Genomic DNA, 26,543 nt, shown 5'->3' with positions numbered 1-26,543 from the left:
GTCGTATGATCAATCCTCGATGGCGTAGTGGATGGGTTTGAAGCTGCCGCCATTCGATGCTCCTGCCGAACATGCGGTGAGGCCGATTACGAGATCGCGCCGCGCGCGCAGGCGGATATAATCCCCCGGCTTGCTGACAGGCGGCAGGACTTCGAGTTTGCCGGTCCTGCCGTCCACCGGCACATTCATGAACACGTTGAAGGCAACCGGGATCGCGTCCGCTTCGACGCCGTATGGCGCCAGCGCCTCGGCGAGGTTTCCGAAGCAGCCGCGATGGACCGGCTCTTCCGGGTAAAAATGCCGAAATGTCGCCTCGCTGCACGGAGTGAGCAGGAAGTCGTGACAGCCGACGGTATCCTCGATCACCTCCAGCATCGGATTCGACCGGTTCGACCACAGGATATTGCCGGTAGTGAGGCGGATCGTCTCTTCATAATCGAACGTGCGGCCGGCCGAGATGACTTCGCGGATGTCGTGCGCGTCGAAAGCCAGCAAGTCGCTGACCTGAACGCCGCGGGGATCGATCACACGCAGGATCTGGTCTTGGAGCAGCTTGAACGCGGTGCCGCTGCGGGGCGGGATTTCGTGGACGATCATGCGGCGTTCGCGCGCTTGTCGCTGAACGGGCAACGCCAGCTATCATCAACATGGCGACCGCTGTACTGCGCGGCTTCGCTGATTTCACCGTGGCGGGCAAGCATAGGGTTGATGTCCCCGGCCAGTGCCACATCGCGGTCGAGAATTCGCTCTCGCATCTTGTCGTAGCGGCCTTCTTCACGCAGGCGCTCGAACTGGTCGTGGAGATTGAACACGAGCGTCGGGCGGGGGAACCGACGGGCGGGCCGTGACGCACCAGGATGCAGGCCGACGACGAAAAACGCCTCACCGCCGAAGCTCAGCGAGAAGTGGGGGTCGGACGGGTCGGCGCTGACGCGGTGGTCGTAGGGGTGGCCAAGCCATGCGTCCTTGTCGGCAAAGGACTGGATGCGCTGCCACATCAGCGCTTCGAAACGCGCTTCGTCGAGATCGTCTGGGCCGTCGAACGATACGGCCAGACTGCGCAGCCCGGCTGGGTCGGCGCGGTATTCGGCAGCCCAGTCCATCAGCGCCTGATGGATGACGAGATCATCCCAACTGCTGTCCAAGCTGTGGCAGGCGAGCACTTTCAGCGTGCCGCGTGCCATGGCGGATTTCGCACCGACGCAGGGGAAAACGGGATCGGCGATCGTTTCGAACAGGGCAGTTTCGGCAGAGGCTTGCGTGCGTTGCATTGTGAGCATTCGTCTGGGTTCCTTTAGCCCCGACGAACGGTTGGATTGGCCTCAGGTTCCGCTGCGAACCGGAGTTCTACCGGGTGGTTGTGAGGCGCAAGACCATGACATGGCGATAGGGCTTGCCCGGATCGACCCGCGCTGAGACGAAGCCCGGCTGGTTTGGCGCATCGGGAAACTTCTGCGGTTCGAGCGCAATCCCATCTCCCATGCGGTAGAGGTGGCCGTTCTTGCCAAGGCTGGTCCCGTCGAGGAAGTTGCCTGTATAAAGTTGCAGGCCGGGTTCGGTGGTGAGTACTTCGAGCATACGGCCCGAAGCAGGGTCTTCGAGCCGAGCGGCCAACTGCGGCGTGGCAGTCAGGCCCTTGTCGAGCGCGAAGTTATGATCGTAACCGCGCCCTATACGGATTTGTTCATCGTGCCCATTGCGCAAGGCCTCGGCAAGCACCCGGCCATTGCGAAAGTCGAACGCCGTGCCGGAAACTGGGCGAAGTTCACCTGTGGGAATGAGGGTTGCATCGACAGGCGTATAGGCGGCGGCCGGGATCGTCAGCTTTTGCGCCATCGCGCCATCCACCGATCCATCGCCCGCAAGATTGAACAAAGCGTGATTGGTCATGTTGATGATGGTCGGCTTGGTCGTCGCGGCGCCGAACACGATGGTGAGACTGCCGCCCTCATCGAGCGAATAGGTTACCGTGGCATCGACCGCGCCGGGATAACCTTGATCGCCATCGGGGCTGTGCAGCGACAGAACCACCGACGCGACAGGGCCGCTGCTTATTGAACGGACAAGCCAGACCCGTTTGTCGAAGCCGGCAGTGCCGCCATGGAGGCTGTTTGCGCCGTTATTGAGCGGAAGCTGGTAGCCCACGCCGTCCAACGTGAAGTGGCCCCCGGCTATGCGATTGGCGTAGCGACCCACGGTGACACCGTAGTAATTTGGGTGCCGCTCATAGTCTGCAGGCGTATCCTGACCCAGCACGATGTCGGCAATCTTGCCCGTGGCGTCAGGCGCGAACAGTGATTGCAAGGTCGCGCCGTAAGTCAGGATGCGGGCGCTGATACCGCCAGCGTTGGTTAGCGTCACCGCCTCGATTGTGGTTCCATCAGCGAGCAATCCGGCATTGCTGCGTTCAGCCGTTGCCGCCAATGCTGGCGATCCTGCGACAAGCGCGCCAGCGAGGGCCGAGGCGCAAAGTTTGGATGATCGCATGGCTGTTTCCTCTCCCGATCGGTGCACTGGAGTGCCGTATGTTTACTCCTACAAATATGCTTTCACCTTGTCGAGAACGATGAATTTAATCGTGCGATTGACTGGGGCGGCACTGTTGGCCCAGAACTGTGATTAACATGACGATCCCGCATATGCCCAACGCTGGACTTTCCCCGCTGGCCGACATCGCTGTGCAGTTGGTTGGCGCGGCAAACGTATTGGCCGCTCTGGATGTGGAGTTCGGCGCGGCGGTGAACCGCCTGGCAGAGCTGTGTGCGCCTGCGGGCAAGCTCGACGGGCAATTGCTCGATGTGCACCAGTGGGCCTGTTATGAATTGGCATTCTGCCATGCCGAATTGTGTGCGTCGCGTCTGTTGATTGAAGGTGGAGCAGGCGGCAGAGCGCTCGATAGAGCCCTGGGGCTGGCGTTCGTTGCCGAGGCGGCGCGGTCGGCGCTGACGCGGCTCGAGGGCATTTATCTGGCGACCGGGTTGGACCCGGCATTACTGATACCTGTCCAGACCAGCGCCGACATGCTTGCCTTGCGGCGCGATGCTGGCGGGGCAGGGCATCTGGCCGCGCTGGGGGTTGCGGTTTGCGCGAACGAGGAGGAATTGGGCGATGTGGCGCTGGGTGAGCAGGCCACCATTGCACGAGACACGTTCCGCCGCTTTGCCGCTGACGTCGTAGCACCGCTGGCGCAAGACATTCACCGGCACGACCTGACGGTGCCCGAGAGTCTGCTCGGCCCGATGCGCAAGATGGGCGTGTTCGGGCTTTCGATTCCCGAGCAATACGGCGGCTTTGCTCCGGCCGGTGGCGATAATACGCCGCTGATGATCGCGGTGACCGAGGCCCTTTCCGAAGCGTCACTGGCGGCGGCGGGGAGCCTGATCACGCGGCCCGAAATTCTGGCGCGTGCGCTTCTGGCGGGCGGGACCGAGGCACAGAAAGTCCAGTGGTTGCCGCGCCTTGCCAATGGTGACCCGCTTTGCGCGATTGCCATTACCGAACCGGATTTCGGATCGGACGCTGCCGGGTTGCAGCTGAGGGGCACGAAAACCGAAGGCGGGTGGTTGCTGGATGGGGCGAAGACCTGGTGCACCTTTGCCGGGAAGGCGGGCGTGCTGATGGTCGTGGTGCGAACCGATCCTGATCGCACGCTCGGGCATCGCGGTCTAAGCCTGCTGTTGGTGGAAAAGCCCTCGTTCGATGGGCATGCGTTCGTGTTTCAGCAGGAGCGCGGCGGAGTTGTTGAGGGGCGTGCCATTCCCACGGTCGGCTATCGCGGGATGCATTCGTTCGATCTGACTTTCGACAATGTCTTCGTCCCCGATGCCAATGTCATCGGCGAAAGCGAGGGGCTTGGCCGGGGATTTTACCTGACAATGGCAGGAATGACCGGGGGACGAATCCAGACCGCCGGGAGAGCGCTTGGCGTGATGCGCGCGGCGATCAGGGCGGCGTGTGCCTATGCGCAGGAGCGCAAGGTCTTCGGATCGGCGCTGATCGATTTTCCGCTGACGGGGGTGAAAATCGCACAAATGGCAGCGCGGTTCATTGCGTGTCGGAAGCTCGCCTATGCTGTGGGACGGCAGATGGATGAAGGGGGCGGGCAGATGGAGGCGAGTCTTGCCAAGCTGCTTGCATGTCGTTGTGCAGAACTGGTGACGCGCGAGGCGCAACAGATTCACGGAGGCATGGGCTATGCCGAAGAAATGGTGGTCAGCCGGTTCTGGGTGGACGCGAGGGTTCTATCGATCTTCGAGGGCGCGGAGGAGACGCTGGCGCTGAAAGTGGTTGCGCGCGGGCTGATCGAACGTGCTCAGGCCCTAGATATTGCGACGTCTAGGTAGTGCGCGGCCCGAATGAATCCAGCGGCACCGCGTCTGTCAGGGCGAGTGCGCCAGTTGCGATGCGCTGCTTGAGATAGGCGAAGGTCTGGGCGGTCTGGTTGTAGAGATGCTCGCCGCCCTTGATGGGGGCGTATCGCGGCCTCTCTCCGGGCACGACCGGCTCCACGACATGATCGTAGTTGCAAGCATGGAACAGCGCGAAAGAGTAGCGTTCTTGTGCCACCTTCTTCACGCGGTGGCGCGTGGCGACGTAGCGGCCGTTCGACATGATTTCCATCATGTCGCCGATGTTCATGATCAGCGTGCCGTCGATCAGCGGCACGTCCTGCCATTCCCCATGCTTGTCCACGATCTGCAGGCCCGGCGCGGTGGCGAAGAGCAGGGTGAAGCATTCGTAGTCGGTGTGTGACCCGATGCCTGGCCGGTCGCGTGCGCTGGCGTCGAACGGATAATGGATCAGGCGCAACTGGCTTGGGGGGGTATCGGTGAGCGCGTCGAAGTGGTTTTCTTCTAGATCCAAGGCGAGGGCAAAGCTGCGGAACAACTGTCTGCCGATGCAGGTGACGTGGCTGTAATAGGCCTGAACATCGCTCTTAAATGCGGGCATGTCGGGCCAGATATTAGGTCCCAGCAGTGGGCGGCGTCCCTCGGTGCTGCGGTAATCGAAGCCGATGTCGTAGGCTTCCTTGAGATCGTCGCTGCCGCTGGCAAACTGCTCCTCGCCCACTGGCACATAGCCGCTGTGGTTCTCCGACAGGCCGATGTAGCGCGCCATCTTGGTCTCGACTGGCAGGGCGAAATAAGCCTTTGCCCGCGTGAGGAGCCTGTCAAACAGGGCACGGTCGAGCTGTGCCCCCTTGATGTAGAGGAAGCCGGCATCGGCGCAGGCCCGGTCCAGTTCCCGAGCCACCGCGACCCGATCTTCCAGGCGCTCGCTGCAAAGGCGGGAAATGTCGACGATGGGGAGGACGTGGGGGTCTGGCATGTCGCATCCGAGCATAGGCTGGCGAGGTCATAGCGTAAGTCAGCACATTTTTATGATTTGCATTGATTTGATCTATGCCGTCCTGCGAGATAGGCTGCGCGCATGAGGAGTGACGCCGCAATGAGCGACCGGGTGCCGTTGATCGACAAAAAATTCGCCAGCCGGGTCGACTGGAACCTGATGCGGACTTTTGTCGAAATCGTCCGTGCTGGCGGCATCGGTGCCGCCGCCCGGCAACTCAACCGCCAGCAACCGAGCATCAGCGCAGCGCTCAAACGGCTGGAGGATCACGTCGGCGCCACGCTCCTGCACCGTACCGCGACCGGGGTGGAGATGACGCAGGCGGGCAAGGCGATGATGACGCTGTGCGAGGATATGCTCGAGGCCGCTCGCATGGTGCCGCATCAGATCGCGCAGGCGACCAAGCGCGTCGAGGGATTCGTTCGTATCCAGATCGTGTCCGGGCTGGTTTCGCCCGAATTCGACGAGGCTATCGCCAGCTTCCACCGGCGCAATCCTGCAATCCACATCGAAGTCCGCGTCTCGCCATGGCGCGAGGTGCTCGACGCGCTGGAGCAGGGCGAGGTGGAGATTGGCGTCGGTTATGACAGTTCGGTGCGCGCCAGCCTGATGTACGAGCCGCTGCTGGTCGAGCGCCAGCAACTTTATTGCTCGCGCAGCAGCCCGCACTTCGGCCACCGCGTCAGTCGGTTGAACGAACTCAAGAACGAAGGTTTCGTGCTGACGGGCGAAGACGAGATCGAACTTATCACCCATTTGCGCCGCCGCTACGGGCTGGGGACAAAGGTCAGCGGGCTGGCGGAGGACATCAACGAAGCGCGGCGATTGATCACGCTGGGCGTCGGTATCGGGTTCCTTCCAGTGCTTGCGGCTGAAGCCGCCGTGGCCTGTGGGACGCTGTGGCCGATGCTCCATGCCGACTTTGAACCGTCCTATGACATCTACCTTCTGGCGCGGTCCCAACCGGCGCGCGATACCGCAACCCAGCTGTTCTGGGACGAAGCATTCCGCCGCGTGAGGGCTGTGCGCAGGTCATAGTTCAAATCTATGCCTTTCATCGGGCATTTGTCTCTGCCCTTATGATGCACTGCGGCGCAAATTTCAGGCCTCGAATGGAGCCTGAGCAATGCCAGCAAGCGACACGACGCCTGAAACCTTCAAGGACAAGGTGTTCAATCTGATCCCGCCCGCGATGATTGCCGCGGTGCTGCTGTTCTGGTCGCTGGCACCAAAAGCGGTTGTTGAAAGCGCGTGGACACTCACGCTGACGTCCGCAGGTATCGTGATTTTCGTGCTGCTGCTCGAAATGGTGCATGAGCGTCATGCCGGGTGGCGGATGAACAAGCAGGAGTTCGCCACCGACCTCTACTACTCGGTGCTGAGCGCGACGGTCATTTCCTGGCTCACGGTCAAACTCGCCGAAGATCCGCTGAAGGCCGCCAAGGCCGCGCTTGGCATCCACACCGAATGGATCGCCGCGCTGCCGTGGCTGGTGCAAGTTGCGATGATCGTATTCATCATCGAGTTTGGCCAGTACTGGATGCACCGGCTGATGCACAACTGGACGCCGTTCTGGCTGACCCATGCGCCGCATCACCACATCACCCAACTCAATGCTGCAAAGGGTGCAGTAGGCAATCCGATCGAGCTGTTCCTGATCAGCCTGAGCGTGCTCGCGCTGTTCGACTTTGACAATACGGCGCTGTTCGCCGCGTTCAACACCACCGGCGTCATCTCCACGTTCGCTCATGCCAACGTGAAGGCGAACCCGCCAATCTGGTATTCCTATGTCTTCACGACGATCCGCCACCACAGCCTGCATCACTCGACCGACTACGAAGCGACCCGGTGCAACTATGGTAATTCGCTGATCCTGCTTGACCGCATGTTCGGCACCTATCGCGAAGGCGAAGGCGTGCTGGTAGGGCAGGACGAGCGCAAGCGCCTGTCGATCTGGGAACAGACCCTGTTTCCGTTTCAGCCCTTGATCGACAAGGCCAAGGAACGCCGTGCCGCGCGAAATGACAACGCCGGAGGCACTGCGGCGGCATGATCGCCACGCGCTCCGGACAGATTGACGCTGCGCGCGCCGCGCTGGTCCGGGGTGATCTGGATGTTACACGCAAGCTGGCCGCCGCGCTGGTCACAGAAGCGCCAAATGGTGCCGAGGGGCACTTCCTGCTGGGCATCGCGGAATCGGGTTTGGGCCGCGTTCATGCAGGGATCGAGCATCTGGTGCGGGCGGTGTCGCTCGACCCGCAGGGCGAATATCGCGCCCATCTCGCCCGGCTCTACTCGATGGTCCGCCGGGATGGCGATGCTGCGGCAACCTTGCGTGATGCCGAGATGGTGCTGCCTACCGATGCACTAAGCCGCGATACGATGGGCTGCGTCTATGCCCGCCTCGGTAACCATGCGGCAGCTATGGTCCATTTCGCCGAGGCAGCGAGGCTGCAACCGGGCAACGCCGAATACCGCTACAATCAGGCCGTCACGCTGAACTTCCTTGGCCGCGCAGATGAAGCCGATGCGGCGCTTGAGGCGCTGATTGCGCTCGAACCGGATCATGCGCGCGCCCACCATCTCCTTGCCCGGCTGCGCAAGCACAGCGTCAAAAGCAATCATGTCGAACGGCTCGGCCTGACTTTGGCCCGGACGAATGTCGCCCGCGACAGGCTGCTGCTCGGTTATGCGCTGGCCAAGGAACTGGAAGACATCGGTGAGCCGGACGAGGCGCTCGACCGGCTTTGCGCGGCCAACGCGGAACACCGCCGGACCTTGCCCTATACATTCGCGCGTGATGCTGCGGCGTTCGATGCCATCGAGGCAGGTTGGCCCGCTATTGCGAGTGCTCCAGCGAGTGCCCCGCCTTCTGACGCGCCGATCTTCATCATCGGCATGCCGCGCACCGGTACGACGCTGGTCGACCGCATCCTGTCCTCGCACGCCGAGGTGGAGAGCGCGGGCGAGCTTCAGGCAATGCCGCTCGCGGTGAAGAAGGCAGCGGGCACGCGCACGCCAACGGTCATGGACCCCGAAACGATTGTGGCTGCGGCGCGTGCAGACATGGGCGAGATCGGGCGGGAATACCTGCTGCGGGCCAGTCATCACCGGCGCAACCCTGCTCTGCGGTTTACTGACAAGTTCCCCGGCAACTTCCATTACGCCGGTTTCATCGCAAGGGCGCTTCCGGATGCGAAGATCGTCTGCCTTCGCCGCAACCCGATGGACACGGTGCTCAGCAATTTCCGCAACCTGTTTGCGGTGAGCTCCCGATACTACGACTATAGCTACGATCTTCTTGATATCGCAGCATACTATGTCCGTTTTGACCGGCTGATGGCGCTGTGGCGTGAAGCAATGCCCGGAAGGGTGCTGGAGCTTCGTTACGAGGATTTGATCGCCGATCAGGAAGGCCAGACGCGGCGGCTGCTCGCTCATTGCGGGCTGGACTGGTCCGACGATTGCCTCGCGTTCCACGCCAATGCTGCCCCGGTTTCCACGCCCAGCGCGGCGCAAGTTCGCCGTCCGATCTATGCGGACTCGGTCGCGCGGTGGAAGCGCCATGCCGAGGTTCTGGCACCGGTGCAGCGCTTCTTCGAACAACACGGCATCGCGACCGGCTAGAAGGAAAACAGGGATATGCGACGGTTCCAGGCACTTGCTCTCGCAACGGTATTGATGACCGGCATCGTTTCTCCTGCCTGGGCCGCGACACAACCTGCAACGCGACTCGTTAAGTGCGGGTCTGAAAGCTGCCTGCTCGTGTCAGGCAGGCGGAGCCATGTGGCCGAGATCGTGAGCGTCAACGGTCATGAGGTGAAGGTCGAAGGCGGGCGAAAGTGGCGAGTACGGGTGCCGATGGCCACTGTCCGCGCATGGTCTGAACCTTTTGCCCGGACGATCGAGGTGGCGACTGCCGGGGTTGCCGAAGACGCCGATCTGCCCATCGGGCTGCTTGGACGCGCCGAGAACCTTGCAATGGTCATTGTTCGCGTGAAGTAATAACCATTCCATGCCTCAGTAATAAAACAACAATTCGCGGTTCAATATTGAAAGTTTCATCGCCTGACGCTATGTGGGCCATAGTCGCCGCAGAGTGACGCACGTTCCACGTACAGGAGATGACGATGAAGATTGGCCTCGTGGCTCTTGCCACGCTCGCGTTCGCGACCTCGGTTTCCGCCGTATCCGCCGCTGAAAACCCCTTCGCTCAGGACAAGGCCGTCCTGAACCTCAAGGACCTCGACCTTGCATCCGCCGATGGCCAGCAGCGTCTGGCGATCCGTCTGGATCAGGCTGCGCGCGCCGTTTGTGGTGACCGCCTCGCAGGCGTGCACTTGGCGCTCGAAGCCAAGTCGCAGGAATGTCGCACCGCCGTCACGGCTGATGTCCGCTCGCAGATCGAAGCCCGTATGGCCAGCGGAGCTGCAATGTCTTCGGTCCGGCTTGCTGCGCTTCGTTGAGTTTTGAAACCTGTCGCGCAGCCGGGGATTCTTCCGGCCGCCGACTGGCGGTTTCTATCTGACGAACTGGAGCGGCTCGGGCCACCAGGTCAAGGTGTGGACGTCGTGGGCCGAAGTCCATATGCCGGTGCTGGTGAAGCGCAGCGCGCCGCTGCCCTCCGCCTTGCCCACCCGCGCGCGGACTTCGAGCGTTTGCGGGTCGATCACGACGAAGGTCTGGTCTTCGGTGGTGCGCAGCCACACCATGCCCGCGCCGGTGTCGATGTCGCCCCATTTCAGCACCGGCCCGATCTTGGCCCTGCCGGTCACATCGCCGCTAACCGGATCGATGCGCGCGACCGTGCCGTCGCCCTGTTCCTGAACCCAGACAGCGCCTTCACCTGCAGCGAGAAATCCGGGCTGTTTGCCCAGCGCGGTGGTCTTGGAAACTGTATTCGTTTCGGGATCGACGCGCTGGACCGTCTTGCTCTCGCTGCTGACGGCCCAAAGCGATCCGTGGCCGAACGCGAGGTAGTGCGTGCCCGGACTGACGGTGATGTTCGCCATCACCTTGTTGGTTGCGGGATCAATGCGGGACACGATGCCCTTTTGGTCGCTGGCGACCCAGATCGACCCTGCACCTGCGACGACATTGAGCTCGCCTTGCGGATTAGCGATTCCGGTGGGGATTGTGGCCAGTTTCTGCGCTGTCTGCGTATCAATCCGGACGAGGGCATTTTCCTTGCAGTCTGCAACCCACAGGCTGCCATCCGATATGGCCATTGCGCCGCAGGGCTTGGACATGGCCACCCCCGCCAGCTTGCCCTGTCGCGACCAGCGTTCGACCCGGCCATCGTTCGTCGCCCAGACACTGTCGCCATCCACGGCAAGGAAGTCGGCAAAGCCGGGAACGTCAATCACTTGTTCCGGATGGGCCAAGGCCGAGGACGAAATCGCGGAAATGCCTGCTGCCATTGCTGCGGCCACTGTTCGAAGCTTCTGCATCGTTTGCCCTTTCGTCCGACGAAATGAATTCAGGCTTTCTGCGCGATATAGGCGCGCCAGCCGCCAAGTGCGGTGATGTCTTCGGCCCCGGTCAGGGCGCGCGGTTCGGCGACAAAGCCCTTGACGCTGGTGCCGTCGGACAGGGTCACCGTGCCGATGGCGAGAGGTGCGGGTACTTCGACGACGAAGCTGCCGAATTCGGCGACGCCCATCTCGTAGACTTCGAGCGCGATGGCCGCTCCGTCCTCGCTGTGCACCAGTGCGGGCTTGGGGGGAACACTGTCGGCCATGGCATAAAGCCGGTAGTTGGGCGCGGTCTCGAACGCGCCGACGAATTTGGCATCGCGCGATGTGAGCTGCCAGTGGAGCGGCATGTCCTTGAGGTGTGCGCCAACGACTGCAAGTTTCACGGTTTGCATTTTGCCCTCCAGATCGAGCGGGGGTAGCGGTGGCAGGTCGGCCACCGCGAGATAGGCGTCCGCTGCATCGAGCAGCGCGACATCGGTATCGGCAGGCCCGATCAGGGTAATGCCAAAGCCTGTTGCGTTGGAACGCACGCCTGCGGGCACGGCGAGCGCGGCCATGTCGAGCAGGTTGACGAAGTTGGTGTAGAACCCGAGCGCGCTGTTGAGCGCAATGGGTGCGGCCTTGAGTTCGGCCACGCGGTAAGTCGTGCCCGTGGTCGGGAAGACCATCAGGTCGACGGTTTCCCAAACCTGGTCTGCATGGCGCTTCAGTTCGGCGAGTCGGTAGATCCCGTTAAACAGATCGACCGCACTTATCTCGAGCCCCGGTGCGACGACTTCGCGGACGGCAGGATCAATTGCTGCTGGGTAATCTGCGAGGATGCCGGCCATCGCGGCGGCGCGTTCCGCAACCCATGGTCCGCTGTACAGAAGCTGCGCAGCCTCCTGCAGCGGCGCGTAGTCGATCTCGACCAAGTGACCGAGCTGCCCGAGTTTTTCAAGTGCACGATCATAGAGAAATTCGGATTCGCCATCGCCGAAGAACAGGCGCTGGTCGCGGCGGGGTACGCCGATGGTCTTGCGCGCTATTGGCCGGTTGCCCAGCGGCTTCGAGTAAGGGTCTGCGCTGTCGAACCCTGCCACGACCGCGTCGATCAAGCGGGCGTTCGCGGTGTCGTTGGTGAACACGGTGATGCAGTCGAGCGTCTTGCACGCGGGCACAAGGCCCGTGTTGCTCCACCGGCCCTTGCTCGGCTTGAACCCGACCAGATGCTGGAATGCGGCGGGCACACGGCCTGAGCCTGCGGTATCGGTGCCGAGCGCGAACGGCACCAGTCCTGCCGCCACCGCGCTCGACGAGCCGGAACTGGAACCGCCGCTGACATAAGCGAGATTGTAGGCGTTGCGTGGGGCTCCGAACGGGCTGCGCGTGCCGTTGAGGCCGGTGGCGAACTGGTCGAGATTGGTCTTGCCGACACAGATCGCGCCCGCAGCGGTCAGCCGTTCGATGACGGTGGCGCTGGCTTCGGGCTGGTAGGCGAAGGCGGGGCAGGCGGCGGTGGTCTGAAGCCCCGCAACATCGATATTGTCCTTGGCGGCATAAGCCACGCCTGCGAGCGGCAGGACTTCGCCTGCAGCGATACGGGCATCGACGGCGCGGGCCTGCGCGACCACGTCGTCGCGCGCCGCCCGGCTAATCCAGATCTGCGGTTGGACCGCGTCATAGGCCGCAATTCGGTCCAGGGCCTGCGTCATCACTTCGACTGCGCTGGTCCTGCCTGTGTTGATCGCCTCCGCGATGGCTGCGGCATTGCGGCTGTCGGGCGTGCTCATGCGTGCCTCGTCAGTGCGAGGATCGGTGCGCCAGGACTCACGGGCTGTCGCTCCTGTGCATAAAGCGCGGTCACGGTTCCGGCACCCGGACTTTCGACGCGGCATTCCATCTTCATCGCCTCGATGATGGCGATGGTCTCGCCAGCCAGAACCTCGTCGCCCACGGAAACGAGCATCTTCCAGACGCTTCCGCCAAAGGGCGCCTCGACCACGTCTGCGCCGTCGGGCACTTCGACCGCTCCGGTTTCGATGACTTCCGGCTCTGCCAAGTCGGTGCGGTCAAATTCGCCGCGCCGCTGCCATTCGGCGCGTTCCTCGTCGAACGCGGTCTGACGCTGTGTCTCGAAAGTGGAGATGGCCTCGGCGTTGTCCGCGAGGAACGCGCGGTAGTCGGCGAGGCGGAATTCGGACGGTTCGATGCGGATCGATTGTCTGCCGCTCGGGAAATCCCGCCGCCATTCGGCAAGCTCATCGGCGCTGACGGGGTAGAAGCGAATCTGGTCGAAGAAGCGCAGAAGCCAAGGCTTGCCTTCGATGAAGGCGTCGGTCTGGCGGTGGGTGTTCCACACCTGGATCGTCCGCCCGAACAGCTGATAGCCGCCTGGACCTTCCATCCCGTAGATGCACATATAGGCCCCACCGATGCCTACGACGTTGGGCGGAGTCCAGGTGCGCGCGGGGTTGTACTTGGTCGTGACCAGCCGGTGGCGCGGATCAACCGGGGTGGCGACGGGTGCGCCCAAGTAGACGTCGCCCAACCCGAGGACGAGGTAGTTCGCCTCGAAGATAAGGTTTTCAACCGCCGCCTGATCAGGCAAGCCATTGATCCGCCGAATGAATTCGATGTTGTCCGGACACCATGGCGCATCGTCGCGCACTGCGCCCATGTACTTCTCGATGGTTTCGATTGTCGCAGGATCGCGCCAGCTCAGCGGCAGGTGGACGATGCGCGAAGGGATGGTGAAATCCTCAAGATCACCCAAGCGCTCCTCGGCGGAGATCAGCGTGGCGAGCGCCGCGCTTTGCGTCATGGTCACGCCATCGAAATGGAACTGGAGCGAGCGGATGCCGGGGACGATGTCTATCACGCCGGGGAGCGCCATGCGCTCAAGCTCGGTCATCAGCGCCTGAACGCGGATGCGCAGTTCGATGTCGAGGACGATCGGTCCGTATTCGACAAGGATGTTGCGATCACCCTGCTGGCGATAGACGGTGCGTGGACGCTGCGGTCCTTCGGCGATCTCGCCGAGAATGGGCGACAGCGTTTCGATGGGCCGGGCTGGGCCGGTGCCGTGGATTTCGCCGGTGGCGAGCAGCCTGCGCTGGAGCGTGTCGGCCATGGCCGCGTCGACTGCGTTGACCGGCGCGAAACGCACCTTGTCGCCGGGCGAGAGTTGGCCGATCTTCCAGCGGTCGGCGGCGGTCACCACGAACGGGCAGACGAAGCCGCCGAGTGAGGGGCCGTCAGGACCGAGGATGATCGGCATGTCGCCGGTGAAGTCTACTGCGCCGATGGCGTAGGGATTGTCGTGGATGTTCGAAGGGTGAAGGCCCGCCTCACCGCCATCCTTGCGGGCCCACTGCGGCTTTGGGCCGACAAGGCGCACGCCGGTGCGGTTGCTGTTGTAGTGAACCTGCCATTCGGATGCCACGAAGGTATTGACGTCTTCATCGGTGAAGAAATCTGGCGCGCCGTGCGGGCCGTAAAGCACGCGGAGGGTCCATTCGGTGGACAGCGCCGGAAGGGCGGCGGTGAGCAGCGGCACGTCCCCGCCTTCGTCCCCCAGGTGGAGCGTGTCGCCCGCCAGCAGGCGCCGCGCGGCATGACCGCCGAACTGCCCCAGTTCGAACGTGCTGCGGCTGCCGAGATAGGGCGCGATGTCGAATCCGCCTGCAAACAGGATGTAGCCGCGCAACCCTCCGCCTGATACCCGGCCAAGGGCCAGGGTCTGTCCAGCGGCAACCGCGATCATCATGCCGCGCTGGACTGGCTTTCCGTCCAGCGTCGCTCCGAAATCCGCGCCGGTCAGGCAGATGCGCGCCGGGGTGTTGAACGCCAGCGTCGGCCCGGTGATGGTGACTTCCAGACCCGCCGTGCCTTCGGGGTTACCGAGCAAGCGGTTGCCGAGACGGAACGACTGGTCATCCATCGGGCCGGAGGGCGGAACCCCGACCGACCAAAGCTTCTGGCGTCCCGGCCAGTCCTGCACGGTTGTCGCGGTACCGCCGCTGATGACCTGAATGCTGCGGGGGTGATAGGCGATGGCGTCCAGCGCACGGGTAGAGACATTGCCGCTGACGAACGCCTCGGAGCGGACCACATCGCGCAACCAGCGCAAGTTCGTTTCGATGCCGTCGATCCTGCTGCAGTCGAGCGCTGCCTGCATGGCGGCGACGGCCTGTTCGCGGGTCTCGGCATGAACGATCAGTTTGGCCAGCATGGGATCGTACCATGCGCTGACGGCAGTCCCCGACATGACCCACGTTTCGGTGCGGATATCGGCGGGGAATTTGACAGCGGTCAACGTGCCAGAGGTGGGGCGGTAGTCGAGCGCGGGGTCTTCGGCATAGAGCCTGGCCTGGACCGAGTGGCCCTTTGGCGGGGCGAGCGGTGTGTCGAGGAAGGTGTAGTCCCCGGCGGCACCCCGGATCATCCATTCGACCAGATCGACGCCCATTACCTCTTCGGTCACGCCGTGCTCGACCTGAAGGCGGGTGTTCATTTCGAGGAAGAAGAATTCCTCGCGTTCGGCGTCATAGAGGAACTCCACGGTGCCTGCGGAACGGTAGTTCGCGGCTTGTCCGAGCCGGATTGCGGCAGCGATGAGATCGGCGCGTATGGCGGCAGGGAGCAGCGGGGCGGGGGACTCTTCGACCACCTTCTGGTTGCGCCGCTGGAGCGAGCAATCGCGTTCGCCCAATGCGGTAATGCGGCCTTCGCCGTCACCGAAGATCTGGACCTCGATGTGGCGGGCTTTGCGGATGTACCGCTCAAGGAATACACCCGCATCACCAAAGCTGCCAAGCCCTTGGCGCGCGACGGTGGCGAAGCCTTCGCGCACCGCAGCCTCGTCCTCGCAGATGCGCATGCCGATGCCGCCGCCGCCGGCTGTCGCTTTCAGCATGATCGGGAAACCGATCGCCTGAGCAGCGCTCACGGCTTCGTCTTCGTCAGTGAGCAGGTCGGTTCCCGGTGCGAGCGGCACGCCGTGCGCGGCGGCCAGCGCGCGGGCGCTGTGCTTGAGGCCGAAGGTGCGGATATTGTCAGGCGTGGGGCCGATGAACACGATCCCTGCTTCAGCGCAGGCAGCGGCGAATTCGACGTTTTCCGAGAGGAATCCGTAGCCCGGATGAATCGCGCCTGCGCCCGTGCGCTTGGCGGCATCGATGATCGCGGGGATGTTGAGATAGCTCTCGGCGGGACGCGCGCCACCGATGCAGACCGCTTCGTCGGCCTGCGCGACGTGCAGCGAAGCCTCGTCCGCTTCGGAATAGACCGCGACCGAACGCAGCCCCATGCGAGCCAAGGTGCGGATGATCCGCGTGGCAATGGCGCCGCGGTTCGCAATCAGGACGGTGTTGAAGCTCATGCGGTAACGATCATCCGGACGGGGGTAGGGTTGAACCCGTTGCAAGGGTTGTTGATCTGCGGGCAGTTCGAGACGACCACTGTGACGTCCATATTGGCGTGCAGGTCCACAGTGAGGCCGGGGGCAGAAATGCCGTCGACGATCCCGAGCGAGCCGTCCGGTTCGACCGGCACGTTCATGAAGAAGTTGATGTTCGAGACGATGTCGCGCTTGCCGCGCCCTTCTGTGAGGTTGGCCTCAAGGAAGTTCTCGACGCAGGCGTGTTCGGCCTTGGTGTGGTGGCCATAGCGCAACGTGTTGGATTCGCACGAGCATGCGCCGCCGATGGTATCGTGATAGTCGACAGAGGTGGCCGCGATGGTCATCATCGCCCGGCCTTCGTTCGAGCGCAGTACCGTGCCTTCGCGCAGAAACAGGTTGCCTTGTGCCGCCACCGTGTCCTGCGCACTGTAGCGCTCGGCATCGTCTGCCGTGGCATAGAGCAGGAAATCAACCGCCTGGTTGCCTTCGAGATCGACAATGCGCAGCGTTTGCCCTGCGGCGACATGATGGAGCCAAGGCGCGCGGGCGGGCACGATGATATCGTGGACGACTTTGCCGGCAAGGCCGGCGAGATGTGGATCGACGCTCATGGCAGGACCTGTTCCTTCTCAGCGGCGGAAATAGTCTTCGACGTTCAGGAAGGCGCGCAGGCCTTCGGGCGTCGCGGTGCGGATAGTGTCGTCATCGGGCGTGACCGGCCCGCGCCAAGCCGTCGCGCGCAGCGGGGTGACGGTATATTCAGCGCGGGGATCGAGCACGTGCGGGCAATTCGCGATCACCACGATCACGTCCATTTCCGCGCGCAGAACGACGCTGCGGCCCGGATCGTAGGGGCCGACTTGCGGGACGATTGCGCCATCGTCGGCAATTGTCGCGCCCTTGAACAGGTTCACGCAAGGGTGGACGTCGCGCCGCTGCAGCCCGTGCTTGGCCGCACCGAGCAGAAAGCGGTCGCGCCCGCTGGGGTGGGCACCGCTATTGCTGCCCTCGCCATATTTCGCGGCGTTTGTCGCCGCGTTCGAGGTGCCGCAGAAGGCATCGTGCGTACCCGCGCTATCCTCCAGAATGCTCATCATTACCCTGCCCATATCGGACAGCAGCAACTTGCCTTGCCCCAGATAGGCGTTCCACTGCACCTTCACCGTGTCGGCCACGTTCAACCGCTCGGAGGGCATCTCGGCGTTGAACACCAGCAGCGAGGCACAGGCATCGCCCTTGAGGTCGATCAACCGCAGCCGCGTGCCGCGCGAGAGCCGCCGCGTGGCATAGCCGCCTGCTGCTATGGTCTCTTCCCACACCACATCGGTGGGGCTCACGCCATCGGGGAGGTCGTCCGCGATTGGTGGCAGGACCGGCATTGCGTCAACCACAGTGCCCGCCATGCTGCGCGCATGATCGCGGGCGGCGAGGGGATCGGACAGGACGGCGCTCATGCGGCTGCTCCTTCGGCATTTTCGGCGGCGTCCGGCTCGTAGAGCGGCGGAAGCAGCGCAGTCGTGGTAACAAGCTGGAGCTGGTGCACCCCGCGCACCCGGCGCAGCGCGTCGCACAGTTCCTTGAGGCGGACGGCGGGGCCCTGGACCAGCAGGACTTCGAGCGACTGGTCGTCCTCAAGGAAAACGTGTTGCGAGGAGATCACCTCCTTCAGATAGTCGGTCTGGGTCTGGGCCAGCTGGTGGCGCACGCGCCCGCGATCGCCGCGATAGACGATGGTGACCGTCCCGGCGAGCATCTCGTCGGGACGGGTATAGGCCTCATGCTCGGCGAGGGAATGGCGGATGAGTTCGGCGATGAGCTGCGAGCGCGACGGCAGTCCACGTTCCTCGACCATGACGTCGAGCTGGCGGAACAGTTCGCCGGGGAGGCTCATGGAAAGCCGGGCAAGGCTGGCGGGTTCAGTACTCACGGTGGACCCTTTCTTAGCTGTTGGCGACTTGCGGGAGCGGAATGGGCGCGGCTTCGGACGTGGCGGGTTCCGGGTCCTTGCGCAGGGCAAGGTCGTAGACCGCCGTCGCGCCAAAGCGGTGCGGGGCGTGCGGATCGTGGCGGCGCTTGTCGAGCGCAAGGACGCGCGTGCCGAGTGTGAACGCCTCGCGGATGTCGTGCGTGACCATGATGATCGTCAGCGCATAATCGCGCCAGAGCTGGTTGATCAGCGCGTGCATATCGGTGCGGATGCCAGGATCGAGCGCGCCGAACGGTTCGTCGAGCAGGAGGATGCGCGGGCGCTTGATGAGGGCCTGCGCGATGGCGAGGCGCTGCTGCATCCCGCCCGACATCTGCGCAGGGAACAGGTGCAGGGAATCGCCAAGGCCGACTGCTTCAAGCATCTCGGTTGCTTCAGCGATGGCAGCATTTGCAGACGAGCCGAACAGGCGGGCGGTCAGGGGTGCTTTCGCGCATTCCAGGCCGAAGATGGTGTTGCGCAAAGCGGACAGGTGCGGGAACACCGAATAGCGCTGAAACACGACGCCCCGGTCCGGTCCGCATTCAGGCGAAAGCGGTGTTCCGTCGAGCAGGATGCGGCCGCGCGTTGGGCGTTCCTGCCCAAGAATGACGCGCAACAGGCTACTCTTGCCCGCGCCTGAGGGGCCGACGATGGAAACGAACGATCCTGCGGCAATGTCGAGATCGACGTCTTCGAGGACGATCTTGTCGTCATATTCGACCCACACATGCTGCAGGCTGAGGATGGGGCTGGGTGTGGCGGTCAATGGCTTGCTCCATGGGCCCAGGGGAAGGCACGACGGCTGATCTGGGTTAGCGCCACGTCCATCAGGATTGCCAGCAGCGCGATCCACGCCACGTAAGGGATGATCACGTCCATCGAGAGGTAGCGGCGGACGAGGAAGATGCGGTAGCCCAGGCCGATGTCAGAGGCGATTGCCTCTGCCGAGATCAGGAAAACCCACGCTGGTCCGAGCGCGAGGCGCACCGTCTGGATCAGGCGCGGCATGGCTTGCGGCAGGGCGACGCGGATCATGATCTGCCAGGAACTTGCGCCCAAAGTCTGCGCTTTGACGATCTGTTCGGCGGGCAAGGCGGCAACATGGGCCGCGATGTCCCGCACCATGACCGGCGCGATGCCGATGACGATCAGGGCGACCTTGGCCGTTTCGCCAAGGCCAAGTGCGATGAACAGGATCGGTAGCAGGGCAATGGGCGGGATTACCGCAATGCCAGTCACCAGCGGACCAAAGGTGGCGCGCACCGGCGGGAGTACGCCTAGCACCAGTCCGACAACCAGTGCCATCAGCGTTGCGATGCCGAGTCCGAGGCCGAGACGCTGCAGGCTGGCAGCAGTATCGGCCCAGAACAAGAGCTGCCCGGAAAGGACGTCGGGCCGGAACAGAAGGGCGGACATCGCCTTTGCCATGCCGGTAGGCAGCGGCAGGATCTTGTCCATCGGGTTGGTCGCGTGGCGCTGAGCCGCCGCAATCAGATAGCCGATGACCAGCACCAGGATCGGCAACGCCCCCAGCAGGATACCGTTGTTCCGTCCGACATGACGGTTCACCCAACGCATTGTCGTTCCTTTGTCGTGCGAGGGCCGATGGCGGTGTTCAGAGCTTGCCGCCTGCGGCCAGCTGCATGAAGCTGTCGTCGAAGCGGAGGGTGACATGTTGCGGATCGCCGAGGGTCTTGCCGCCGGGGAAGGACATGCCCACCGCGTCGGCCGACGATGCTCCGGGGAACAGGCCCTTTGAGAAGCTGAAATCGCGCACGAGGGTCATCGTCGAAACAAGCGATGGCGCAGTCGTCGCGGCGACGGCGGCCTTGGGATCGGCGTAGAGGAATGTCGTCTTGAGCTGGCTTTCGAACATTTCGGGCGTGGAGCCAGAGAGTTTGGCCATCGCCGCACGCGCGTCATTGCCCTGCGCATCCTGTCGTTGCATCAGCGCGACAGTCTCGTACCAGATCCCGGCGAGGGCCTTGCCGAGGTTCGGATTGGCCTTGAGCGTGGCGGTGTCGACGACCATGAGGTCGAGGATCTCGCCGGGAATATCAGCCGAGCTGAACACCTGGGTGACGCCTGCCTGGCCCTTCATCACCGCGAGCTGCGGGTTCCAGGCGATGGCCGCGGTAACGTCAGGCGAGCCGAAGGCGCCGACGATGTCTGCGTCCGAGGTGTTGACCGTCGGGACGTCGGTCGATTTCAGCCCCGCCTTTTCAAGGCCGCGGGCCAGCAGATAGTGCGAAACGGACAACTCGACGAGATAGGTTTGGCGGCCCTTGATCGCGCTCAGCGAATTGGCGCCCTTGAGCAGGATGCCATCGTTGCCATTCGAATAATCACCGACGATGATCGCGCTGGTGTCCTTGCCGCCCGCTGCGGGAATGGTCAGGGCATCCATGTTGGTGACAGTGACGCCGTCGAATTTTCCCGCCGTGTACTGGTTGACCGACTCCACGTAGTCGTTGACCTGCACAAGGTTGATCTTGATGCCGTACTTGTCGGCCCATTTCTTCACGATCCCGGCCTGTTGCGCATAGGGCCAGGGCATCCACCCGGCGTAGATGGACCAGCCGATGTTGAATTCGGTCTTGGGTTCCGCCTGAGGGGCGGGGGACTGCGAGCATGACGCCAGCAGAAGCGCTCCGGCCATCAGACTGGCCGCGCCGACCTTGCCAAGAAGCTTGATCATGATTCGATCCCCTTTCGCAGTGCAGCATCACTTCGCTCTGCCTGCTTGTCCATCTAAAATATTACGAGTCGAAAAAAAGGTAATAATGAAAATGTGACTGGCCGATGCCTTCAGCTTTGCCGCCGAGGATCGGGCTTTGTGGCGTTGGAAGCGCTAAAGCCGTGGGTTTCAAACGATTCTTGCACGCCTTCATTCTTGCCCCGTTGGATCCTTGTCGGCCGAATGGCAGCCAGACCGGCGTACGCCTTTTGACGTATGACCGGTCGGCGTGGTGCTCGGTCCAACGGGCCATAACCGACGCGATTCCGCCATTTTGTGCGGTGCAATGCGGCATTTTCATACTGTGCAGCTGCAAAATTATTACGCTTGACCCATTCCGTAATATCCATACCGTCACCCTTGTCAGCCGGACAAGGCCGATATGTGAAGGTGGTGACCGGGCCCATGCAGCCAGCTTGATGGCGATGCTGCGGTCTGGGCAGCGCACGATGAATTCGAGAAGACAGAGCAAAGGCCAATAATGGCTTGCAAGACGCCGACCCGGCCAGTTCGCCGGGCGGGTCAGAGCGTCATGGGGAGTGATGTCACTTATCCGCAGGCAGGATAGCTATGGGGGTCCAAGTGACTATGAAAATGTTTCGCAACACACTGCTGGGCGCGACGATTCTGATGGGCGTCGGCACCACTTCGGCCTTCGCTCAGGAGGCTGCAGCCGATACTGAACAGAGCGGTGAGATCGTCGTTACGGCAACCCGCCGCGCGACCTCGCTTCAGGATGTGCCGATCAACATCAGCGCGGTTGGTGAGGAGCAACTTTCCCGTCAGCGCATCGACGACGTGCGCGATCTTGCAGACTTCACGCCCGGAATGACCATTTCGGACACGGGGCCTGGGTCCACCGGAACCATCGTGTTGCGCGGCCTCAACGCCTCGGATTCAGATTCCAGCGGTGCTTCCTATGATGATGCTCTGGGCGTCTATCTCGGCGAAGTGCCGCTCTACTACGATTTCAAGCTGCTCGACATCGCGCGCGTTGAGACGCTGCTCGGTCCGCAGGGTACACTTTACGGTCTGGGCACACTGGCCGGAGCGATCCGCAACATCCCCAACCGTCCCGATCTCGACAGCGTCGAAGGCGAAGTCCACGGTCGCTTCTTCGGCAAGGAGCACGGCAGCAAGTTCGGGTATCAGGCCGATGGCGTGATCAACATTCCGATCATCACCGATCACGTCGCGTTTCGTTCGGCCACGGGCTACTTCTACGATCCGGGTTTCATCGACTATACGCGCATTCTCCAGACCCCGGGCGTATCGCTTCCCCAGCCGAGCGGCACCGACGGTGTCAGTGAAGCGGACTACATCGCCAATCTGAAAACGCGCAAGGATCTCAACTACGAGAAGACCTTTACCACGCGGAACCAGCTGCTGGTCCAATTCAGCGAAGACCTGAAGGTCAACTTCACTTACGCCTTCCAGGAAACCAAGACCGAAGGCGGGCAATACAACAGCAATGGCGTGCTCGGCACCGGCAAGTACCAGAGCGCGGCCCGCTATGCCGAACCGGTCAAGCGCCGCGCGCACCTTGCCAGCATGGAAATCAACGCAAACCTTGGCGGGATCGCCGATCTTGTGGCGACAACGGCCTATACCGACGTCAAGAACAAGCAATCGTCGGACAACACCGACCTGCTGCTCGATCTCGACTACGGCTACGAGGATTTCCCGGCGTTTTCGAGCTACAACGAGAGCGTGAATACGCGCAAGCAGTTCAACCAGGAAGTCCGCTTCGTTTCGCGTCATGGTGGCCCGTTCAACTGGGTTCTGGGCGGCTTCTACAACCAGCAGAAGCGCCAGTCGGACTACCGGGAAATCCTGCCCAACCATCCCTGGGTCGAATTCGGCACTCAGCCAAATCCCGATGAAGTCGAATACGCCAACTACGTGACCTCGAAGGTCACCGAAAAGGCAGTCTTCGGTGAGGGAACGTTCCGCGTGACGCCGGAGTGGCAGGTCACTGCCGGCGCGCGCTATTTCGGTTATACCTCGGAAGTCGCGGGTCGCTCCACACTTCCTCTCTTGGGTGAGCCGGTCAGCCCTTATGACTTGCCTTCGGCTGGTGGCACTTCGAAGAAGAATGGCTGGGTGTGGAAGTTCAACAGCTCCTACAACATTACGCCCGACTTCATGGTCTATGCCACCTACAGCAAGGGTTATCGCATCGGTGGTCCGAACACGGTGGCACCCTGCGTCCTGCCGCTCGACCCGACACAGCAGAACGTCTGCGCCCTGCCGAACGAGATCCAGTTCGGGCCAGACACGACCAAGAACCTCGAAGTCGGCATCCGCGCGCAGCTGTTTGACCGCAAGCTGACGATGAACGTGAACGTCTTCAAGATCGATTGGGAAGGCATTCAGGTCGATTCCGCCACGCTTAACGGTATCGTCGGCATCACGGTCAATGGCGGCAAGGCCAAGTCTGAAGGCGTGGAGACGTCGTTCCAGATCCGCCCGGTTCAGGGGCTTTCGATCCAGGGCACCTATTCCTACACCAATGCGCGGCTGACCGAGGACGTGCCCTCTATCATCGCGGTGAACAGCCCGGCGGGGAGCTATCCCAGCTCGCCGATCCAGCTGGACGCGCTTTCAGGCGACCGCCTGCCCGGTTCCACCAAGCACAGCGGCAGCCTTGGCGCGACCTACAGCATTCCGATGGGTGAGGGCAGCCTCGTTACCGACTGGACGGCCACATATCGCGGCGATGTTGTGACCCGTCTCGGTTGGGACCGCGCATTTGGTGACAAGCTGCCGGGCTATGTGCTGCACCGCGCATCGATTGCCTACGAAGCCGACCGCTACAGCATCGGATTGTTTGCGAACAACATCTTCGACAAGTACGCAGTGGCCTCGGTTGCCAACGATCGCTCGCGTGTCGGCCTGAACGATGGCGTGCTGCTGCGTTACTACAAGAAGACCGTGATCAATCCGCGCACTTTCGGCATCGAAGCGCGGTTCAAGTACTGATCTGACGGTGGGGGCGGGCGCTGTTCCGAAGGGGATGGCGCCCTGCCGCTTTTGCTTTGCGGGTGAGGGGACAAGGGCGATGATAGTTGCGGCGCGAAAGGAATGGACGACGCGGGTTGCCAGACTGGGTGCCGCGCTCGTGCTCGCTGGTTGCGTCGCTGGTATCCCCACGGTCTCTGCCAAAAGCTTCGACATGCCGAAGCTGTTCGCCGAACGCTGGATCGATGGCACCAATGGCGCCGAGCCTGCCGCGCAAGTTCAGGCGCTTGACGCCGACACCTTCGTCATTCGCCAGTCCGTCCAGACCAACTTCGAAGCGCCGTTTCTTTATCTGCTGTTCGGTCGTGACAAGGTTCTGTTGATCGACACGGGCGCCGAGGGCGGCAGGATCAGGCCGGTCGTGGACAAGCTGATCAGTGATTGGCTGGTGGTCCACAAGCGCAGCGACATTCCGCTCGTGGTCGCGCACAGCCACAGCCACGGCGATCATATTGCGGGCGATGCGATGTTCCGTGACCGCCCCGGCACGACGGTCGTCGGGCTGAAGCCTGCCGACGTCGCCAGTTTCTTCGGCATCGGCAAATGGCCAACCGAGATCGGACGGTTCGACCTCGGCGGGCGGGCGCTCACTATCCTGCCCACGCCGGGACATCAGGCGGCGGCAATCATGGTCTATGATCCCCGGCTGAAAATCCTGCTCTCGGGCGACACGCTCTATCCCGGACGTCTGTATGTGCCGGTCAATTTCCTTGGTGACAACCGCGCCAGCGTCGATCGTCTGGCGGCCTTTGCGGCGCGCCACCCCATTCGTGCTGCACTTGGCGCGCATATCGAGATGTCGCGGGTTCCGGGGCATGACTATCCGCACGAGGCGGCGACTCATCCGGGCGAGCACGTCCTCGAACTGCCGGCGCGAAGCATCGCTGAATTGCGAAAAGGCCTGGAAGCGGACCTGAGTGTGCCCGACAAGCCGATGGTTCTTGTCGACTTCATCATCTACCCGGTGCCCGCACGCCCGGAGTGATGCCTTGAGCGCCTGACCGAACGCAGTCGGCGCGCCTGCCTCCATTTGAAATCGGCTTCCGCGCGTTAGCGCGGAGATCAGTGAATTGTCTGCGCCCCATCCGCTACTCGTCAAAATGCCATCCGCGTTTCCCCAGGGCTGGGCGAGACGCCACTTGACCTTGCCTGCTCCCTATATTAGAATTATCGCTCTATTTATAATCTGGTGTGGGAGACACGCGAATGTTGCCGGTAGAGCGGGTTATCGGGGAAGAGGGGCTGGCGCAGAGCGCCGATGGCCTGAAGCTGGCCATACGCCTGCCGTGGTATCGCTCGTTGCCGTTCTCGGTGGTGGAAGTGGCGAGCCTGGCGATCGATGGTGCTGCCGTGGACTTGTCCGACGCGCTGATCGAATATGACGGGCAGACTTGGCCGCTCGCTGAAAACGGCGAGAAGGTCGACACTTTCTGGTTCGTCCGCGATTCGGCTTTCCTCGTGCTGCCGTCGCAGAGCGCTGCGACCGGGTCGGACCTAGAGGTTTCGCTGAACCTGTTCGTCAGCCCGCCCTACATTCCCGGTATGAAGCGGACCAATCCGCAGACGTCCACGCTGACCGTCGCTGCCTGAGAGAGGACACGCATCATGGCTACCAATGCAACCGGCCCGCAGACCGGCGTCACGCTCTATTCCTTCACTAACGAATGGCTTACCCGCCAGTTCGAGGTCGACACGCTCCTGGCAGAGGTCGCCAAGCGCGGACTTGGTCCGAACATCGAGATCATCGGTTTCCAGCAGTTCAAGGAATTCCCCGACGTTTCGGACGAATATGCAGAGAAGTTCAAGGAACTGATCGCCGCCAACGGCCTGAACCCGGTGTCGTGCGCAATCAATTCCGACCGCTTCCTCAAGCCCGGCCAGCAGCCGATCGAGGATGCCGCACTGGTCGAATATCACAAGCGCCAGCTGCGCTCGGCCAAGAAGATGGGCTTTTCGCTAGTGCGCTACCAGTTCGCGCTGCCCGTGCACCTCCTGCCCGAAATCGCGCCCTATGCCGAGGAACTGGACATCCGCATGGGCGTGGAAGTGCACGCACCGATGTGGGCGGGGCACCCTGCGGTACAGGCCTATGGCGAGATGTATGACAAGCTGGATACGCCATACCTCGGTTGGATTCCCGATTTCGGCGGCACCGCAAGTCGCATTCCGGAATCGATGCTTGATGCCGCGCGTGCCAAGGGGGCGTCTGAAGACCTTCTCGACAAGCTGAAAGAGGTCTGGCTCGAAGGCGGGATGAGCCACGAGAAAGCCGGACGCCTGCGCGAGTGGGGCATGGCGCACGGTCATGCGCCCCTGCACATTCAGGCCGCGTGTCTGGCGTTCTTCATCCTGTCGAACCACGATCCCAAGAGCTGGGCCGCGTTGGTTGACCGCACGATCCACATTCATGGCAAATTCTACGGCGTGAGCGAGGATCTGGTCGAGGAAGCGATCGACTACGACACGATCCTCCCGCTGTTCAAGGATGGGGGCTTCACAGGCACCATGGTCAGCGAGTGGGAGGGCCATGCCTACGACACCCGCGACGCCTTCGAGCAGGTCCGCCGGCATCAGGCGATGGCCCGCCGCATCTGGGGTAATTGAACC

Annotated in this window: 23 protein-coding genes; 10 read left to right on the top strand and 13 right to left on the bottom strand. The window is 62.6% G+C overall.

Translation table 11 applies throughout. From position 1 onward, the window contains the following. Positions 1 to 9: 9 nt before the first annotated feature. The 3 genes from RM192_RS10915 to RM192_RS10905 all read right to left on the bottom strand — a co-directional run bounded on the left by RM192_RS10915 (position 10) and on the right by RM192_RS10905 (position 2,487). Positions 10 to 597: an urea carboxylase-associated family protein gene (locus RM192_RS10915; RefSeq protein WP_311507571.1), complete on the bottom strand. Its 588-nt coding sequence runs from the start codon at positions 595 to 597 to the stop codon at positions 10 to 12. Continuing rightward, the gene (gene gntA / locus RM192_RS10910; protein WP_311508617.1) at positions 594 to 1,271 is read right to left on the bottom strand and encodes a guanitoxin biosynthesis heme-dependent pre-guanitoxin N-hydroxylase GntA; all 678 of its coding nucleotides are present in this window, start codon (positions 1,269 to 1,271) and stop codon (positions 594 to 596) included. Before gntA ends, RM192_RS10915 begins: the two co-directional genes overlap by 4 nt. 76 nt (positions 1,272 to 1,347) lie before the next feature. Continuing rightward, positions 1,348 to 2,487: an aldose epimerase family protein gene (locus RM192_RS10905; protein ID WP_311507570.1), complete on the bottom strand. Its 1,140-nt coding sequence runs from the start codon at positions 2,485 to 2,487 to the stop codon at positions 1,348 to 1,350. Positions 2,488 to 2,624: 137 nt separating this feature from the next. Between RM192_RS10905 and RM192_RS10900 the strand changes: the two genes are divergently transcribed. Then, complete coding sequence (locus tag RM192_RS10900) at positions 2,625 to 4,343, top strand: acyl-CoA dehydrogenase family protein (protein ID WP_311507569.1); 1,719 nt, start codon at positions 2,625 to 2,627, stop codon at positions 4,341 to 4,343. Here RM192_RS10900 and RM192_RS10895 read toward each other — a convergent pair. Further along, positions 4,336 to 5,328 carry a 2-oxoglutarate and iron-dependent oxygenase domain-containing protein gene (locus RM192_RS10895; RefSeq protein ID WP_311507568.1) on the bottom strand — a complete coding sequence of 331 codons (993 nt, stop codon included), beginning with the start codon at positions 5,326 to 5,328 and terminating at the stop codon, positions 4,336 to 4,338. The two genes, RM192_RS10900 and RM192_RS10895, sit on opposite strands and share 8 nt — an antisense overlap. A 120-nt stretch (positions 5,329 to 5,448) precedes the next feature. On the opposite strand from RM192_RS10895, the gene RM192_RS10890 reads away from it, so the two are divergent. From RM192_RS10890 to RM192_RS10870, 5 genes are all read left to right on the top strand, one after another. Then, entirely contained in the window at positions 5,449 to 6,387 is a 939-nt protein-coding gene (locus RM192_RS10890) for a LysR family transcriptional regulator (protein WP_311508616.1), read from the top strand. Positions 6,388 to 6,475: 88 nt separating this feature from the next. Continuing rightward, the gene (locus tag RM192_RS10885) at positions 6,476 to 7,402 is read left to right on the top strand and encodes a sterol desaturase family protein (protein WP_311507567.1); all 927 of its coding nucleotides are present in this window, start codon (positions 6,476 to 6,478) and stop codon (positions 7,400 to 7,402) included. Continuing rightward, complete coding sequence (locus RM192_RS10880) at positions 7,399 to 8,976, top strand: sulfotransferase (RefSeq protein WP_311507566.1); 1,578 nt, start codon at positions 7,399 to 7,401, stop codon at positions 8,974 to 8,976. Before RM192_RS10885 ends, RM192_RS10880 begins: the two co-directional genes overlap by 4 nt. A 159-nt stretch (positions 8,977 to 9,135) precedes the next feature. Further along, positions 9,136 to 9,354, top strand: coding sequence for a hypothetical protein (locus tag RM192_RS10875; protein WP_311507565.1), 219 nt, complete (start codon positions 9,136 to 9,138; stop codon positions 9,352 to 9,354). Between the two features lie 125 nt (positions 9,355 to 9,479). Next, positions 9,480 to 9,815, top strand: a complete 336-nt coding sequence (locus RM192_RS10870) for a UrcA family protein (protein WP_311507564.1) — start codon at positions 9,480 to 9,482, stop codon at positions 9,813 to 9,815. Positions 9,816 to 9,869: 54 nt separating this feature from the next. Here the strand turns inward: RM192_RS10870 and RM192_RS10865 are convergent, their stop codons facing one another. The 9 genes from RM192_RS10865 to RM192_RS10825 are packed head-to-tail and all read right to left on the bottom strand — an operon-like array spanning position 9,870 to position 20,876. Then, the gene (locus tag RM192_RS10865; RefSeq protein ID WP_311507563.1) at positions 9,870 to 10,799 is read right to left on the bottom strand and encodes a DUF6923 family protein; all 930 of its coding nucleotides are present in this window, start codon (positions 10,797 to 10,799) and stop codon (positions 9,870 to 9,872) included. Between the two features lie 29 nt (positions 10,800 to 10,828). Further along, a complete protein-coding gene (gene atzF / locus RM192_RS10860; protein WP_311507562.1) occupies positions 10,829 to 12,598 on the bottom strand; it encodes an allophanate hydrolase in 1,770 nt (589 codons plus the stop codon). Next, positions 12,595 to 16,188 carry an urea carboxylase gene (gene uca, locus RM192_RS10855; protein ID WP_311507561.1) on the bottom strand — a complete coding sequence of 1,198 codons (3,594 nt, stop codon included), beginning with the start codon at positions 16,186 to 16,188 and terminating at the stop codon, positions 12,595 to 12,597. Before uca ends, atzF begins: the two co-directional genes overlap by 4 nt. Beyond that, positions 16,185 to 16,820: an urea amidolyase associated protein UAAP2 gene (locus RM192_RS10850; RefSeq protein WP_311507559.1), complete on the bottom strand. Its 636-nt coding sequence runs from the start codon at positions 16,818 to 16,820 to the stop codon at positions 16,185 to 16,187. Before RM192_RS10850 ends, uca begins: the two co-directional genes overlap by 4 nt. Before the next feature lie 18 nt (positions 16,821 to 16,838). After that, entirely contained in the window at positions 16,839 to 17,663 is an 825-nt protein-coding gene (locus RM192_RS10845; protein WP_311507558.1) for an urea amidolyase associated protein UAAP1, read from the bottom strand. Beyond that, positions 17,660 to 18,100, bottom strand: coding sequence for a CopG family ribbon-helix-helix protein (locus RM192_RS10840; RefSeq protein ID WP_409233828.1), 441 nt, complete (start codon positions 18,098 to 18,100; stop codon positions 17,660 to 17,662). Before RM192_RS10840 ends, RM192_RS10845 begins: the two co-directional genes overlap by 4 nt. Before the next feature lie 49 nt (positions 18,101 to 18,149). Then, entirely contained in the window at positions 18,150 to 18,944 is a 795-nt protein-coding gene (locus tag RM192_RS10835) for an ABC transporter ATP-binding protein (RefSeq protein ID WP_311507556.1), read from the bottom strand. After that, positions 18,941 to 19,756, bottom strand: a complete 816-nt coding sequence (locus tag RM192_RS10830) for an ABC transporter permease subunit (RefSeq protein ID WP_311507555.1) — start codon at positions 19,754 to 19,756, stop codon at positions 18,941 to 18,943. The genes RM192_RS10835 and RM192_RS10830 overlap by 4 nt, the downstream gene beginning before the upstream one ends. A gap of 37 nt (positions 19,757 to 19,793) precedes the next feature. Continuing rightward, on the bottom strand, positions 19,794 to 20,876 hold the full coding sequence (locus RM192_RS10825) for a putative urea ABC transporter substrate-binding protein (protein ID WP_311507554.1): 1,083 nt from the start codon (positions 20,874 to 20,876) through the stop codon (positions 19,794 to 19,796). A gap of 627 nt (positions 20,877 to 21,503) precedes the next feature. Here RM192_RS10825 and RM192_RS10820 point away from each other — a divergent pair. From RM192_RS10820 to RM192_RS10805, 4 genes are all read left to right on the top strand, one after another. Further along, positions 21,504 to 23,897, top strand: coding sequence for a TonB-dependent receptor (locus RM192_RS10820; RefSeq protein WP_311508615.1), 2,394 nt, complete (start codon positions 21,504 to 21,506; stop codon positions 23,895 to 23,897). Positions 23,898 to 23,976: 79 nt separating this feature from the next. After that, positions 23,977 to 24,921, top strand: a complete 945-nt coding sequence (locus RM192_RS10815) for an MBL fold metallo-hydrolase (protein ID WP_409233805.1) — start codon at positions 23,977 to 23,979, stop codon at positions 24,919 to 24,921. Between the two features lie 221 nt (positions 24,922 to 25,142). Further along, complete coding sequence (locus RM192_RS10810; protein WP_311507553.1) at positions 25,143 to 25,526, top strand: DUF6379 domain-containing protein; 384 nt, start codon at positions 25,143 to 25,145, stop codon at positions 25,524 to 25,526. Between the two features lie 15 nt (positions 25,527 to 25,541). Then, complete coding sequence (locus tag RM192_RS10805) at positions 25,542 to 26,540, top strand: TIM barrel protein (protein WP_311507552.1); 999 nt, start codon at positions 25,542 to 25,544, stop codon at positions 26,538 to 26,540. Positions 26,541 to 26,543: the final 3 nt, after the last annotated feature.

Origin of the sequence: Novosphingobium sp. MMS21-SN21R, from assembly GCF_031846015.1 — a bacterium.
Lineage (GTDB): Bacteria > Pseudomonadota > Alphaproteobacteria > Sphingomonadales > Sphingomonadaceae > Novosphingobium.
The sequence above is the reverse complement of the archived record's forward strand: the minus strand, read 5'-3'. Positions and strand labels throughout refer to the sequence as shown.

Coding starts and splice junctions, on each gene's coding strand:
- RM192_RS10915 (WP_311507571.1), bottom strand. CDS start 597: ATGATCGTCCACGAAATCCCGCCCCGCAGCGGCACCGCGTTCAAGCTG.
- gntA (WP_311508617.1), bottom strand. CDS start 1,271: ATGCAACGCACGCAAGCCTCTGCCGAAACTGCCCTGTTCGAAACGATC.
- RM192_RS10905 (WP_311507570.1), bottom strand. CDS start 2,487: ATGCGATCATCCAAACTTTGCGCCTCGGCCCTCGCTGGCGCGCTTGTC.
- RM192_RS10900 (WP_311507569.1), top strand. CDS start 2,625: ATGACGATCCCGCATATGCCCAACGCTGGACTTTCCCCGCTGGCCGAC.
- RM192_RS10895 (WP_311507568.1), bottom strand. CDS start 5,328: ATGCCAGACCCCCACGTCCTCCCCATCGTCGACATTTCCCGCCTTTGC.
- RM192_RS10890 (WP_311508616.1), top strand. CDS start 5,449: ATGAGCGACCGGGTGCCGTTGATCGACAAAAAATTCGCCAGCCGGGTC.
- RM192_RS10885 (WP_311507567.1), top strand. CDS start 6,476: ATGCCAGCAAGCGACACGACGCCTGAAACCTTCAAGGACAAGGTGTTC.
- RM192_RS10880 (WP_311507566.1), top strand. CDS start 7,399: ATGATCGCCACGCGCTCCGGACAGATTGACGCTGCGCGCGCCGCGCTG.
- RM192_RS10870 (WP_311507564.1), top strand. CDS start 9,480: ATGAAGATTGGCCTCGTGGCTCTTGCCACGCTCGCGTTCGCGACCTCG.
- RM192_RS10865 (WP_311507563.1), bottom strand. CDS start 10,799: ATGCAGAAGCTTCGAACAGTGGCCGCAGCAATGGCAGCAGGCATTTCC.
- atzF (WP_311507562.1), bottom strand. CDS start 12,598: ATGAGCACGCCCGACAGCCGCAATGCCGCAGCCATCGCGGAGGCGATC.
- uca (WP_311507561.1), bottom strand. CDS start 16,188: ATGAGCTTCAACACCGTCCTGATTGCGAACCGCGGCGCCATTGCCACG.
- RM192_RS10850 (WP_311507559.1), bottom strand. CDS start 16,820: ATGAGCGTCGATCCACATCTCGCCGGCCTTGCCGGCAAAGTCGTCCAC.
- RM192_RS10845 (WP_311507558.1), bottom strand. CDS start 17,663: ATGAGCGCCGTCCTGTCCGATCCCCTCGCCGCCCGCGATCATGCGCGC.
- RM192_RS10840 (WP_409233828.1), bottom strand. CDS start 18,100: ATGAGCCTCCCCGGCGAACTGTTCCGCCAGCTCGACGTCATGGTCGAG.
- RM192_RS10830 (WP_311507555.1), bottom strand. CDS start 19,756: ATGCGTTGGGTGAACCGTCATGTCGGACGGAACAACGGTATCCTGCTG.
- RM192_RS10825 (WP_311507554.1), bottom strand. CDS start 20,876: ATGATCAAGCTTCTTGGCAAGGTCGGCGCGGCCAGTCTGATGGCCGGA.
- RM192_RS10820 (WP_311508615.1), top strand. CDS start 21,504: ATGAAAATGTTTCGCAACACACTGCTGGGCGCGACGATTCTGATGGGC.
- RM192_RS10815 (WP_409233805.1), top strand. CDS start 23,977: ATGATAGTTGCGGCGCGAAAGGAATGGACGACGCGGGTTGCCAGACTG.
- RM192_RS10810 (WP_311507553.1), top strand. CDS start 25,143: ATGTTGCCGGTAGAGCGGGTTATCGGGGAAGAGGGGCTGGCGCAGAGC.
- RM192_RS10805 (WP_311507552.1), top strand. CDS start 25,542: ATGGCTACCAATGCAACCGGCCCGCAGACCGGCGTCACGCTCTATTCC.